Source organism: Desulfobacterales bacterium (assembly GCA_034003325.1).
GTDB lineage: Bacteria > Desulfobacterota > Desulfobacteria > Desulfobacterales > JAFDDL01 > JAVEYW01.
Window position 1 is genome coordinate 33,838 of the sequence record JAVEYW010000001.1, and the last position, 13,370, is coordinate 47,207.

Consider the following 13,370-nt stretch of genomic DNA (forward strand, 5'->3'; position numbering starts at 1 on the left):
GTTTTCCGGAGCGTTACCGCTCCGGCCTCATTGAAGCGGCTATACGGCATCGATTGCCCTGAAAAGAACCAGGCGTTTTCCGGAGCGTTACCGCTCCGGCCTCATTGAAGCCCACCATCACCGGGTCCTCGAAGGCCGCCAAGGCGGTTTTCCGGAGCGTTACCGCTCCGGCCTCATTGAAGCAGTATTGTGGCCAGTGACATAAAGAAACTTATCACTTGTTTTCCGGAGCGTTACCGCTCCGGCCTCATTGAAGCAACTGTTTCGATGATCCGGACCATGCGAAACGGCTTGTTTTCCGGAGCGTTACCGCTCCGGCCTCATTGAAGCGCAAGTGTCTCGATTGATGTGCTCACTGCCGCCCATGTTTTCCGGAGCGTTACCGCTCCGGCCTCATTGAAGCGGCATAACATACCTGCACCACCCATCATTACCATGTAGTTTCCGGTATTGTTAAAAAATGGAGGTTGGACAACCACATGATCCGCCGTGGTGTGTAATCCTTGCCTGGGAGGGGGCACCATCAAGTTCGGTACACATGACCGAGCTGGCGTTTTTGCAGGACGCCGGCGGCCTCCACTGATCAGACGGTCCGCCGGCGGTAACTGAAAATAAATCAGAATGCAGCTATAATCGTGTTCCCCGGCATTAAAAATGGTGCACCAGTCTGACAACGAAACGCTCTCCCTCGGGCCGATTTTCCGCTTCGGATTCAAAATAGGTATTCAGGAAAAGATGCGTGTCCTGTGAAAAACTAAAAAGCGCGCCGGGTCCGATCGCAAACACTTCTTCCTTGCCCGAGACCGAATGGCCGTTCACCTTCGAATCGGTAATCTGCTTCAGATAATAACTGTTGACGCCGATTCTCACCATTCGGGGAATGACCTCGTAGGAGGCGGCGATGTTGCAGTGAATGGCCTCGCCGGCTTGCGTGTCATCAGCGCCGAATCCGATAAATGGGTCATCGTTTTCCGCGTTCCACAGATAATGAAGTCGCCAGGAAGCCGTCAGTTTGGGGGTGAAAAAATAGGTGCCCGACCAGTATGGATTAAACGAGAAAAAGTTGCTGCCGGGGTTTAACACCTTGTCATCATCGTATTTTCCGGTGGGGAAAATAAACTGAAATTCAATGCGGTGCATAAATTTCGGTCCGTTGGGTCCCATTATCGGATCCCACTGCAAGTACGGCCCCACCAGCAGATCTCCCATGCCGGTTCCGTTATCCGGCAAGGGCGAGCTGTCCAGGGACACAATCGGCACAATCACATCCATTCCCCATTTGGCGCCCAGCAACACGGTCTGGTTGGACTGATAGAGAAACTGGTTCAGACTGACCCACACATCCAGTTCCGGGTCGGGAATCGCCAGGTCGGCAAAATCGTCCGTTGTGTAATATTGAATGTATTCAGCAAAATAGAGGCCTGGACCGGCCGGAGGCGCCCCGTCCATAAAGCTGGTAAACCCGAGATTGACCGAGGGCTGATCATAGGCGGCAGCCGGCACCGGACACAGCGCAAGAAGGAACAGGCAAAGCGTCAAACCAATGGTATACGTGCGTTTCATCATTCTTCTCCACTATTTAGGTTAAACAAAAGGGCTTAAAAAATGCCTTGTAAATTGCTTTAAGATGCGCCGAATGTCAAGGAAGATTCAGTGCCTAATCCGGCAATGCCGGATGCTGGGATGCTGGGATGCTGGGATGCTGGGATGCTGGGATGCTGGGATGCTGGGATGCTGGGATGCTGGGATGCTGGGATGCTGGGATGCTGGGATGCTGGGATGCTTGGCAGCCGGCGGCCTTCTCCAATGAAGGCCGCTTTTTCGTACAAGGTTTTGATAATCGGTCTAATAGCGGATACGCATAAGTCCAAGTGAATGAAAAAATCAACCCGTAAAGAAGCATCTTTGAATTTTCGGGTGATGCTTTTTTTATTCGCCGCAATTTTTGTTTGCTTTTACGCTCTTCGATACGGATAATCACAACATCGAAATAAATGTTTTTCCCATCCCCCTCATTTAACCATAGTAAGGAGGTCATGATGTACCTACCCAAACTCTACACGCAGTTTGCTCAAAACTACCCGGACATTCAGGAAAAATATAAACAACTGGCCGAAGTCTGCCGCGCCGCGGGCCCCCTGGACGCAAAAGTTCAGGAGTTGGTGATGCTTGGAATTGCCGTCGGCGTCAACTCCAGGGGCGGTGTCATGTCGCACACGAGAAAGGCGTTGGCCGCCGGTGTGACGCAAGAAGAAATTACCCATGCCATCTTGCTGTCGCTGACCTCCTCCGGCTTTTCCAACATGATGGCGGCCATGAATTGGGCCGATGAGGTTTTTGAGCAGGGAAAACCATAGCACTTTGGAAAAAATGCGAAAAAAAGCACCGGTTGTTTTGCCGAATGGAACTTGAACCGGATCAGGTGCATTTGTGGATCTGCTACCCGGATCAGATACGGGATGCAACTCTTCTCTCAACCTATGGCACCCTGCTTTCCCCTGAGGAAAACGCACGGAAAGAGCGGTTTATTTTCCCCGAGCACCGGCACCAGTACCTTGTCAGCCGCGCATTGGTCCGTTCAACGCTTTCCCGGTATGCGGATTATCCGCCGGAATGCTGGCAATTTTCCAAAAACGAGCACGGCCGGCCCGAAATTATATTGCCGGAAGGCGTGGCACGCCTTCGATTCAATCTCTCGCATACAGCGGGCATCATTGCCTGCGCCGTCGTGTTAGAGCAGCCAATCGGTGTGGATGCGGAGAGCGCCAGACGAAAAATCAACGCCATGCAAATCGCCAAACGGTATTTTTCAGAGCAGGAAATCACGGCGCTCACCGCACTTTCCGGAACTGATCAACAATTTCGGTTTTTTCAATACTGGACGCTGAAGGAATCCTTCAGCAAGGCCAAAGGATTGGGCTTGACGCTTGCGCTCAATCAATATAGCTTTCACTCATCGGCAGACGGCGCTTGGCACGTCACCTGCGACCCGTCGATGAGAGAAGAGGAAACCCGGTGGCGATTCTGGTCGTTGCAGCCGACCTCACGCCATTTGCTGGCCGTATCAGTGCGTCAGCGACCGGCGCACCGGTACGATCTAACAACATATGAAACCGTTCCACTTCAACTGGATAAGGAGATATCATGTTCCTAACTTTTTACGGTGCGGCCAGGGAAGTCACCGGATCCATGCACTTGGTGCAAAGCAACTCAGACCGGATTTTGCTTGATTGCGGCATGTTTCAGGGCCGACGAAAGGAAAGCGAGCAAAAAAACAAGACACTGCCCTTTGACCCCGGCCTCATCACCAATGTGGTATTATCCCATGCCCACATGGATCATTCCGGGCGAATTCCCTTGTTGACCAAAAACAACTTCAGCGGCAGGGTGCTCTGCACGCGCGCCACCAAAGATGCCTGTGAGTATCTGCTGCGGGACAGCGCGCATATTCAGGAGTCGGATGCCGAGTATCTCAATTATAAAACGGTCCGCGCGGCACTTCATCATTCCGGTCATCTCACGGCATCCCGCACGGTGTCCAAGCGCCGGAAAAAAGAGGTTCAAAAACTGTTAAAATTGAGCCGAAATGAACTTAACCGGCAAACCATCGATACCCTGCTGACCCAATACCATCTGGAACGTGTGGAACCGCTTTACGATCAGGCCGATGTCGCCGAAGCGCTCCAGTTTTTTGATGGCTATCCTTATGGGCAGGCCATCTCCGTCGGCCATGACACTACCTGCACCTTTTACGAAGCCGGTCATATTCTCGGTTCGGCCATCAGCATTCTCAAAGCCACTGAAAACGGCAAATCATTCACGGTTTGCTATTCCGGCGACCTGGGACGTTTCGGTAAATCGATTATTAAAGATCCGAACCTTCAATTCGATGCATCGGACCGGAATATCGACCTGCTCATTCTGGAGAGCACCTACGGCAACCGCGTTCATGAATCGGCCGAGAACACGAAAGCACGCCTGAAAAAGGTCGTCACCGAAACGGTGGAACGGGGCGGCACGCTGGTGATACCGGCCTTCGCCTTCGGCCGGGCGCAGGAACTTATTTATGAACTTCACGAACTCTATAACCAAAATGAGGTCCCGAAAGTACCGATCTATGTGGACAGCCCGTTGGCTTCCAACTTAACAAAGGTATTCGGAGAGCATCCGGAGCTCTATGACCATGAAACCCATAAAGCATTCCTGCAAAAAGGAATCAACCCGTTCATGTTCGGCAATATCAATTTTGTTAAATCCGTAGAGGAATCCATGGCCCTGATGCGAGAGGAGCGCCCGCATATCGTGATCGCTTCCGCGGGCATGTGCGAGGCGGGCCGCATTCTTCACCACTTGCGCTATAAGATACACAACCCCAAAAACACCATTCTGATTGTCGGGTTCATGGCCAAAAACACACTGGGAAGAAGACTTCTCGAGGAAGGCACCGCCTATGAAAAAGCCGGACGTCCCGATCCGGCGCCGATGATGAAATTCTTTAATAAAATCTATCCATTAAGGGCGCATGTCGTTGCCATCAACGGATTCAGCGCCCATGCGGATAAAGATGAAATCTGCCGGTTCCTGAAAACATCGAATTTAACGGTGAAAAAAATTGCCTTGGTTCATGGTGAGGAAGAACAATCGGTATCCTTTGCCGCGCATTTGGCATCGCAAGGGTATCAGGTATCGGTTCCCAGACCGGGCGAATCTTTGCAGCTAAAATAATTATGCGGTTCCAAACGGCTTCACATGTAGCATCAATTCGTCGGCATGACCATTGTAACGGGGTGGCGCCCCCCTCGCTTTCTCTCCCGGCCTTTTTTCCATGCGCGGCCCACCCCAGAACTATCCCCTTTTCTTGGCGTTCTTGGCGGCTTTGCGTGAAGCATTTATTTTTGCGGACCTATCATCATTGATCCACAGGGAAACGGGAATGACAAAAAAAGACACCGCTAAGGACACGCCGCCAACCGACATGGATTTCCCGGAATCCGGTGATATTGTTCGCGCCCTGATTGAAGAGGGCTATATTACCGAAGAGCAGGCCCAGTACGCCCGCCGCATTCAAGCCAAGCTTCCCACGCAGAAAACCGTCCTGGAGGTTTTTAAAGAACTCAAGCAGGTAACCGATCAGCAAATCCGGGACGCCATTCACGATCACCGGGTTCAGTTGAGAATCGGGCGTATGCTGGTCGAACTGGGCCGGTTGACCGAAGGGGATTTGAAAGCCGCGCTAAGCATCAAAGCAAAAGAGAAGGCCAACAAAAAGCTCGGAGAAATTCTGGTTGAGCATAATTTCATCGACGAGCGAAAGCTCATCGAAGTGCTTTCCATGCAAATGGGCTTTGAGTATATCGACCCCCAATTTACAAAAATAGATTCGGAACTCTACCGCAAAGTTCCGCACAAATGGTATGAGGATCATCGCCTGATTCCGATCCGCCGAGAAGGGGACAAGATCATCGTTGCCTTTGCCGATCCGCTGGACAAGCACGAACTGGCTGAGGCCAGAAAATTTTTCGGCCAGAACATTCGGCCGGCCATTGCGCTGAAAACCTCCATACAGGAAGCCCTCAAACAGATGGAGCGCAGCAGCCGCATGGTGAACAAGGCCGAGGTCGCTCATGACACGGTCGTCGGCATCGTCAACAACATTATCATCACCGCGGTGAATGAGGATGTCAGCGATATTCATATCGAACCGATGAACGACCGGTTGCGGGTTCGTTTCCGGCAGGACGGCGTGCTGGTGCAATACAAGGATTACGAACGGGAGCTCATATTGCCCTTAGCCAGCCGGCTCAAGATCATGTGCGGCGCGGATATTGCGGAAAAGCGCCGGCATCAGGGGGGCCGCATTCTGTTTGATATCGCCGACACGCAGGTGGACCTGCGGGTATCTTTCTACGTCACCATTAACGGAGAGAAAATCGTGATGCGCCTGCTCAAGCAGCAGGCCACCCTGCTCAATATCGAAGATGTCGGCATATCCCCTCGAATTTTCGAACGGTTTCAATATCAGGCGCTCGATCGGCCCAGCGGTGTGCTGATGGTGACCGGCCCCACCGGTTCGGGCAAAACCACCACCGTCTACAGTTGCATCAACTATCTGAACAGCCCCACCACCAGTATCATCACCGCTGAAGATCCGGTGGAATACATCATCGACGGCATCGCCCAATGTTCCATCAATCCGAAACTGGACCTGACGTTTGAAGAAACCCTGCGCCATATTGTCCGTCAGGATCCGGATGTGGTCGTTATCGGCGAGATTCGGGACAAGTTCTCCGCGGATGTCGCGGTGAACGCGGCCCTGACCGGTCACAAGGTTCTCACCACTTTTCACACGGAGGACAGCATCGGCGCGCTCATTCGATTGCTCAACATGGGCATCGAGGCATTCCTGGTGGCCGCCACGGTGGTGGGTGTGGTAGCCCAGCGCCTGGTCCGCAGACCGTGCAAAGCCTGCGCGGAACCGGAAACACCCAGTCTTGCCGCGCTTCGCCGCCTGGGCTATAGTGCCAAGGATGTGCTCGGAGGCGAGTTCCAAAAAGGCAAGGGGTGCCCGGAATGCCGGTTTACCGGCTATAAGGGGCGTGCGGCGATTCTGGAAATCCTCATCATGGACGAATTTCTGCGCAATGCCGTGATTGACCGGCAAAGCACCTATCAGCTCCGCCAGATGAGCATTGAAAAAAGCGGGCTCGTTACCTTGATCGAGGACGGCATTCTGAAGGCGGCCCGGGGAATCACCACCCTGGATGAAGTGCTCAGATGCCTGCCCCAGGTCATCCGGCCCAGGCCCCTGGCGGAGCTGCGGCGCATTTCCGGAGAAAAGATATGAACGAAACAACCTCCTTTAAAGATATCATCGACGCGCACCTGACATCGAACCAGGTCGAATTGCCGGTGTTTGACAAAACCGCCCTGAAAATTCAGCAGGAAACCGCCAAACCGGAACCGGATATCGCCGAGATTGAAAGTCTGATCATTACGGACCAGGCGCTTACCGGTCAGGTCATCAAAATGGCCAACACGGCCTTTTTTCGGGGGTTGACCAAGGTCGCAACCGTACGGGACGCCATCGTGCGGCTCGGTACCGACCAGGTATGCGCCATCGTTATTCTGGTCACGCAAAAAGCCAATTTCAAGTCCAAGGATAAATTGATTCAAACCTACATGACCCGCCTCTGGCGACATTCCGTCGGCACGGCCATCGGCGCCGGCTGGCTTTCCGTCCGGTGCGGCTATCCCCGACTCAAAGATCAGGCCTTTGTCGCGGGGTTGCTGCATGATGTCGGAAAATTATTTTTACTCACCGTGATCGAATTCATTCGGCGCGATCCAAAACTCAACTTCAATCCGTCCGACACCTTCATGAACGAAATCATGGACAGCCTGCACACCGAGCACGGGTTTATGCTGATGACGCAATGGAATCTGCCGGAAGCCTATTGCGACGTGGCAAAGGAACACCACAAGGACCCTTCGGACAATTCCCCCATGATACTGCTCCTGGTTCAGATGGCCGACATCACCTGCAATAAGATGGGCATCGGCCTTCATGACCCGAGCGAGTTGATTCTGGCCGCAACGCCGGTGGCGCAACTTCTCGGCCTATCGGAGCTGGACATCGCCGAACTGGAAATCGCGCTTGAGGATTCGAGCATCCTGGCTTTGTAAGTATGAAGCTGATAGCTCATAGCTGATAGCTCATAGCTCATAGCTGATAGCTGATAGCTGATAGCTCGTAGCTGATAGCTCGTAGCTGATCGCTGATAGCTTCATTCGGAACTGGACGGATGCTATTTGGTATAGCTCTTGGGAATCCCTTCATACGGCGTCCACCCGCGAGACTGGTAATATTCCTTTCCCCGCAGGTTTTTCAGTATTTCAATGCTCGTCTTGTAGCCTTTGTACAACCGGCACATGTCCATCGCCATGCCGCAAATTTGCCCGACCGCCTGAACCAAGGTGATGTCCTGCATGGAAAATTCCCACGGTTCAGCCGTATAAATGCGCAACGCGCCTACCACCTGATTGTGCGCGACGATGGGTACCCCCAGCAAAGAAGAAATTCCCTCTTTTTTGGCGGCCTCCGGATATTGAATTCTCGGGTCGTCCTGAACGTCGTAAATCGCGATCGGCACCTGGTCTTTTACTTCGCCGAGCTCCTGCATATAGCGGACCGGCCCCTTGGTCAGGTACTCCTGACTGAGCCCATAGGATGCGGCCAACCCCAGCTCACCGGTCTCTCTGTTCACAAGAAACACCGAGCACCCCTTGACTTTCAACGCGGTGGTGACGCTTTCCACCGTCAATAACGCAACCTCTTCTGGATCCTTGCACTGTGAAATGGCGTTGGTCACCTTCACCAGCATGTCATAGTACATCGCGTGTTTTTCCATCGTTTTTCCTCCTCGGGTTAATGATTAAACACCATATGAAAAAAGCAGCATTCGATGTGATGGAACTTCGAGAAAAAGAAACGATTAAAAAAGGTGATGCGCTGGTGGCTTCAACTTGGCGAGCTTTAAAAAGAGATACCTCGCTGAACCGTTCGAAGCAAAAAAAGTTCCGGTATCTCCGCGAAGGGCCTGAAAAGGAATAACGCGCCAACGCCACACCCGGTGCTTTGTCAATGGAATTGTTACAGCCCCTCTTGGTTAAAACTATAAGTTAGTATTTTACTCCGTGTCAAGCAGCTTGAGCGCCAAGAGACCGCCGCGTTGCGGTTGAGCCTTGAATTATAATTAAATTCGTTATAGTCATATTCATCATAAGGATAGACGACAGATTTCTTTTCTCAAGACAAGCCTTGCAACGGGCTTTGATCTTCCATCAGTTCACGATAACGGTGGCCCGCACTATGAACGTATTTTCCGACATCGAATCCATTCGGCAATTCCGATGGAATGAGCCTATCCAGGCATGGGGACTTGTGCCCACCATGGGTTTTTTGCATGAAGCGCATATGACCCTGGTGCGTCGCTCAAAAGCCGAGAATGACCGAACCGGCGTCAGCATTTTCGTAAACCCGACCCAATTCAATAATCCGGACGACCTGGCCAAATATCCCCGCAACCTGGAGCGGGATCTTGCCATGCTCGAAAAGGAAGGGGTCGATCTGGTCTGGACCCCCACGCCCGAGATCGCTTACCCACCGGGATATCAGACGCAGGTAACGGTCCATACCATCACCCAAGTGCTGGAAGGCGCTTCACGGCCGGGCCATTTTCAAGGCGTTGCCACCGTGGTGGCCAAACTCTTTAATGTGTTCCAGCCGCATCGCGCGTATTTCGGGCAAAAAGACGCTCAGCAGGTCGCGGTCATTCAACAAATGGTCAAGGATCTTAATTTTAATATTCAAATCATTCCCTGCGCAACCGAGCGGGAAAAGGACGGGCTGGCCATGAGTTCGCGGAATGTCAATCTGACCGAAGCGCACCGAAAGCAGGCGGTTTGCCTGTATCAAGCCCTTACCGCTGCGAAAGCGGCCTGCCTTTCCGGGGAAAAAGATGCCGACAAACTAAAGGAGATCATGGCGCAAGTGATCCATCGAGCGCCCGACGCCCGTATCGACTACCTCAGCGTCGCCCACGCGCAAACGCTTGAAGAGATGACCGTCATCAAGGGCGACGTGTTGCTCTCCATGGCAGTTTTTCTGGGCAATGTACGGTTGATTGATAACATGACGGTGGAAGCCGGTGGCGAATCTACCTAATCCGGCAAAGCCGGATGCTGGGAGGCTGGGAGGCTTGGATGCTGGGATGCTGGGATGCGTAAAAGCCATTTTTCACCTTCGGCGAATATAGACGCAAAAGCGTGCATGTTTCCGGTAAATGGTCTGAACTGCGTATTGCAGGAACCATTACAAAGCCTTCATTCCTCCCACCGGATCGTTTGTTTTTTAAAATCGATCTGGTACCTTGTTCCCTTTAAAAAATTCATCCCCAAAAGCCCCTGGTAAGGCGTGTCCCCCCCTTGATTGTCTATGACACCCGCGTATATATTTTTCTTTCGCACCGGGCCCGCCGCCATATCGCTTAACGAAACGACCGACATGGGAATCGTTGCGCCGCCCGCCACCATGATCTGCGCCTGTTGAATCGGTTTGAGCTTCAGTTTGTCCGCGATTTCCCGGTGCAAAATCACGATGGACGCCCCGGTGTCCAGGAGCAGCAGCGCATCGACCTTATGATAGTTGTTTTTAATGGTTACCGGAACGAGCACCTGGTTGCCGTTGACAACAACCTTCATTTCCTTTTTTTTGCCTTTTTGCGCCGGGTGTTCTCCGCCAGGAGAAAGTGACGTTTTTTCGGCACCAATGTCCAAATTTTGTCCCACATAAAATTTTCTTCGCTGGTCGGTAAGGATGTAGGCGCCACCGGCATCCTGATGAAGGGTGTAGGTTCCGCTGTCCCCCACTTTAAAATACTTTAAATCCTTCCCGCCGATATACCAACTGTCTCCCCGATCGGTTTCAAAATAAAGTCCGCCCCCATCCCTGCCGATAATGTAGTTATCGGCGGCATACGCCGAAGGGGTCCACACGCATATGAGCATAAAAAGTAACAAGGTGCTGGGTCGCATCCGGCTCCTCCGGTTTGAAAAAAGTTTTCTTTCGTCATCGTATCAAATGGGGCCTGTTGCCAAAATGATTATTTTAACCAATTTGGTTTATTCATGAATTTTTTGAATAGCGCAAGGGCGGAATGAGTAACAACTTCACCTGAAAAAGGGACTTTCTTGCTGAAAAAGCGCCTCGCGTGCAGAAATCACCCGACAGGAAACTATTGTCAAACAATTTATAAGCTTTTCTTTTTGTTACTTTTTTTACCACCATTATGTGTATTTTTTTACCCAAAGCTATGAAAAACTATTCCCAAACGGGCTTTACGGGAGTATACGGAGAGAATAGATGTCTGCTTATCACCCGTTTGGTTTGACTGCTGGTTCATGAGCCCAATTTTTTGATAACAATTTGATATGATGCCGGTTGTTGTTTTTTTAAATTGAGAAGAAATAATGGAATGTGCATATGCTCATTTCTTCCATTTTACGCAACTTGTAGTGTTTGTGAACTGATAAACCACTATATAGAATGCTGTCCGGAGTGAGCTGCATAGCCATTCAGGCCAATGGGCCGAGGTTTAAAAACAGGTTTGATCTATATTTTGGCACACGCTTTGCTTTATCCCTTTTTAGAAAAATTGAAAGCGCGCTGCTGAAATCAACGTGTAAAGAGAAGAAATAATTTTTGTGGCTGTTTTGACCCGTTACCAGAAACATACACGCTTTTACGTGTATATTCGCCGAAGGTGAAGGATGGCTTTTATGCATCCCAGCGTCCCAGCGTTCTAGCATCCGGCTTTGCCGGATTAGGGGGCCAAAGGTCAATCAACAGAATGTAGTGTTTTTTAATTGCAGGGTCTTCCTGCGTTTTGCCAAATAAAAATAAAATTGCAAAGGAGAAAGAAAAATGAAAAAGATTATGGCTTTTTTGAAGGATGAAGAAGGTGCGTCATTGATTGAGTATGTGCTTTTGGCAGTTTTGATTGGGGTGGCGGCGATTGGGGGAATGACATTAGTTGGCACAAAGTCAGAAGATACGATGCAATATGTCCAAGGTCAAATAAACCCCCCAGCAGAATGATCTTTCGTTACCTTGTAGGGCATTTCTTTTGCAAAAGAGGAATGCCCTACAACATAGCCAGCTCTATCAGTTTAATGACTGCGGTAGGCAAGAAATCTCATCGGCTATAAGCCAATTATTAACACCTTGCCTAAAGAATACTGAAAGGATCCTGGTTATTCTCAAATTTATGGATGTATTGCTTCAATGCGCCGCTTGGCTCAAAAAAAAGAGAGCTGATTTAGGTATATGTTATTGATTAACCCTACAGGAGAGATATATCTTATCGCAGCCCTTTTCTTAACAGTTACAATTGCTGCCGTTATCGATTTCAGGATACAGAAGATACCAAATGCCCTTACTTTTCCGGCAATGGTGATAGCGCTCGGCTATTATACCGGCGTTTACGGTTGGCAGGGTTTTTTTTTCAGCCTGAAAGGCATAGGAATCGGCATTGCCCTTCTGATCCTACCCTGGTTGCTGGGGGGTATGGGCGCGGGAGATGCCAAACTACTGGGCGCTGTCGGCGCTTTCATCGGCGCCAGAGCCACCGTGGTGGCATTCCTCTACATTGGAATTATCGGCTGTATTTACGCCGTTATTTTAGTTGCATGCAACCGGCAGTTGTTTAAAGGTTATTTCAAACAATTAGCGGTTACGTTTCATCTGCTATGGGTATTCCGGAAATTTATTCCCGATCCCGAATCGGAGCAACGGCGCAGGCCCCGTGTGTATTACGGCATTCCCATCGCATTGGGCACCATTTGCTATGTCGTTCTTGAATTGACAGGACACCAGTTGATCGGCTGAAAGGATCAATTAACAGGAGTTAAAAATTATGGGCAACTGGAAAGCAATCTTCCCTATTCTGCTCTCGCTGGTTATTGCGGTTGCGGGTAGCTTTTTGGCGTATCAATGGATTCAGAAAAAAACCGCGCCAAAAGAAATGGTTCGGGTTGAGTCGGACGCGGTTCCCGTCGCCGTGGCGGCCATCGACATACCCTGGGGCACCAAACTAACCCCCGAAATGCTCAAAAAAAACCCTTATTTAAAGGAAAGCCTGCCTAACGGCTATTTCAGCGATGTTGCCCTGCTGAAAGACCGGGTGACTGTTTCTCCGCTCAAACCCGGAGACCCGGTGGTGGAACACCGCCTCGCGCCGGTTGACATTAAAACCGGAGGTGTCTCAGCGGTCCTCTCCACTGGAAAGCGGGCAGTGGCGGTCAAGGGCGACAAGGTTATCGGCATCTCCGGCCTCATCAACCCCGGCAACCGGGTCGATGTCCTGGTGACCATGCAAGATCCAGAAACCGAAAAGAAATTAGACAAAACCAAAATTGTTCTGGAAAATATTCTTGTTCTGGCCACCGGCACACAGATTCAAAAGAACGAAAAGGGCGAGCCGGCCCCGGTGGATGTCTATGCGCTGGAGGTAACACCGGAAGAATCGGAAAAACTGGCGCTGGCCGCGGCGCAAGGCAAACTGCAATTTGCGCTTCGAAACCAGCTTGATTTCGAAAATATTTTAACCCGGGGCACGACCATTTCGCAAACCCTCGCCTCTCTGATGCTGAATGCCCCGCAAGCACCGGAGCCCAAACCCGTAAAAATAGAAAAAAAGGCGGAGCGAAGGAGCACCTGGGCCCCACGGCGCGCCGTGACCGTCGAGATGATCCGAGGCACCGAGATGACAAAGAACACCAGCTCTTTAAAATAAGCTAACCCGAGAAGGAAT

The 13,370-nt window shown here is 51.1% G+C and carries 14 protein-coding genes and 1 CRISPR repeat array; of the genes, 10 read left to right on the forward strand and 4 right to left on the reverse strand.

What is annotated here, in order from left to right:
- Positions 1 to 403: a CRISPR direct-repeat array (repeat unit 37 nt; unit sequence GTTTTCCGGAGCGTTACCGCTCCGGCCTCATTGAAGC).
- A gap of 245 nt (positions 404 to 648) precedes the next feature.
- A complete protein-coding gene (locus tag RBT11_00165) occupies positions 649 to 1,566 on the reverse strand; it encodes a transporter (GenBank protein ID MDX9785166.1) in 918 nt (305 codons plus the stop codon).
- Positions 1,567 to 1,657: 91 nt separating this feature from the next.
- Positions 1,658 to 2,038 carry a hypothetical protein gene (locus RBT11_00170; protein MDX9785167.1) on the reverse strand — a complete coding sequence of 127 codons (381 nt, stop codon included), beginning with the start codon at positions 2,036 to 2,038 and terminating at the stop codon, positions 1,658 to 1,660.
- On the opposite strand from RBT11_00170, the gene RBT11_00175 reads away from it, so the two are divergent.
- The 5 genes from RBT11_00175 to RBT11_00195 all read left to right on the forward strand — a co-directional run bounded on the left by RBT11_00175 (position 2,037) and on the right by RBT11_00195 (position 7,683).
- The gene (locus RBT11_00175; GenBank protein MDX9785168.1) at positions 2,037 to 2,357 is read left to right on the forward strand and encodes a carboxymuconolactone decarboxylase family protein; all 321 of its coding nucleotides are present in this window, start codon (positions 2,037 to 2,039) and stop codon (positions 2,355 to 2,357) included. The genes RBT11_00170 and RBT11_00175 overlap by 2 nt on opposite strands.
- A gap of 44 nt (positions 2,358 to 2,401) precedes the next feature.
- Complete coding sequence (locus tag RBT11_00180; GenBank protein MDX9785169.1) at positions 2,402 to 3,154, forward strand: 4'-phosphopantetheinyl transferase superfamily protein; 753 nt, start codon at positions 2,402 to 2,404, stop codon at positions 3,152 to 3,154.
- A complete protein-coding gene (locus RBT11_00185; GenBank protein ID MDX9785170.1) occupies positions 3,145 to 4,725 on the forward strand; it encodes an MBL fold metallo-hydrolase in 1,581 nt (526 codons plus the stop codon). The genes RBT11_00180 and RBT11_00185 overlap by 10 nt, the downstream gene beginning before the upstream one ends.
- Before the next feature lie 208 nt (positions 4,726 to 4,933).
- Complete coding sequence (locus tag RBT11_00190) at positions 4,934 to 6,844, forward strand: ATPase, T2SS/T4P/T4SS family (GenBank protein ID MDX9785171.1); 1,911 nt, start codon at positions 4,934 to 4,936, stop codon at positions 6,842 to 6,844.
- On the forward strand, positions 6,841 to 7,683 hold the full coding sequence (locus tag RBT11_00195; GenBank protein ID MDX9785172.1) for an HDOD domain-containing protein: 843 nt from the start codon (positions 6,841 to 6,843) through the stop codon (positions 7,681 to 7,683). Before RBT11_00190 ends, RBT11_00195 begins: the two co-directional genes overlap by 4 nt.
- 122 nt (positions 7,684 to 7,805) lie before the next feature.
- Here RBT11_00195 and RBT11_00200 read toward each other — a convergent pair whose 3' ends face one another.
- Entirely contained in the window at positions 7,806 to 8,408 is a 603-nt protein-coding gene (locus RBT11_00200; protein ID MDX9785173.1) for a GAF domain-containing protein, read from the reverse strand.
- Between the two features lie 35 nt (positions 8,409 to 8,443).
- Here RBT11_00200 and RBT11_00205 point away from each other — a divergent pair, with 35 nt between their 5' ends.
- Together RBT11_00205 and panC are read left to right on the forward strand one after the other, a co-directional pair.
- A complete protein-coding gene (locus RBT11_00205) occupies positions 8,444 to 8,611 on the forward strand; it encodes a hypothetical protein (protein ID MDX9785174.1) in 168 nt (55 codons plus the stop codon).
- A 258-nt stretch (positions 8,612 to 8,869) separates the two neighbouring features.
- Positions 8,870 to 9,724, forward strand: a complete 855-nt coding sequence (gene panC, locus RBT11_00210) for a pantoate--beta-alanine ligase (GenBank protein ID MDX9785175.1) — start codon at positions 8,870 to 8,872, stop codon at positions 9,722 to 9,724.
- 158 nt (positions 9,725 to 9,882) lie between these two features.
- Here panC and RBT11_00215 read toward each other — a convergent pair whose 3' ends face one another.
- Positions 9,883 to 10,593 (reverse strand): retropepsin-like aspartic protease, encoded by a 711-nt coding sequence (locus RBT11_00215; GenBank protein MDX9785176.1) that lies wholly within the window; start codon positions 10,591 to 10,593, stop codon positions 9,883 to 9,885.
- Positions 10,594 to 11,482: 889 nt separating this feature from the next.
- On the opposite strand from RBT11_00215, the gene RBT11_00220 reads away from it, so the two are divergent.
- The 3 genes from RBT11_00220 (at position 11,483) to cpaB (ending at position 13,352) form a co-directional block, all read left to right on the forward strand.
- Positions 11,483 to 11,656 carry a Flp family type IVb pilin gene (locus RBT11_00220; GenBank protein MDX9785177.1) on the forward strand — a complete coding sequence of 58 codons (174 nt, stop codon included), beginning with the start codon at positions 11,483 to 11,485 and terminating at the stop codon, positions 11,654 to 11,656.
- A gap of 234 nt (positions 11,657 to 11,890) precedes the next feature.
- Positions 11,891 to 12,445, forward strand: coding sequence for an A24 family peptidase (locus RBT11_00225; GenBank protein ID MDX9785178.1), 555 nt, complete (start codon positions 11,891 to 11,893; stop codon positions 12,443 to 12,445).
- Between the two features lie 28 nt (positions 12,446 to 12,473).
- Positions 12,474 to 13,352: a Flp pilus assembly protein CpaB gene (gene cpaB / locus RBT11_00230; protein ID MDX9785179.1), complete on the forward strand. Its 879-nt coding sequence runs from the start codon at positions 12,474 to 12,476 to the stop codon at positions 13,350 to 13,352.
- Positions 13,353 to 13,370: the final 18 nt, after the last annotated feature.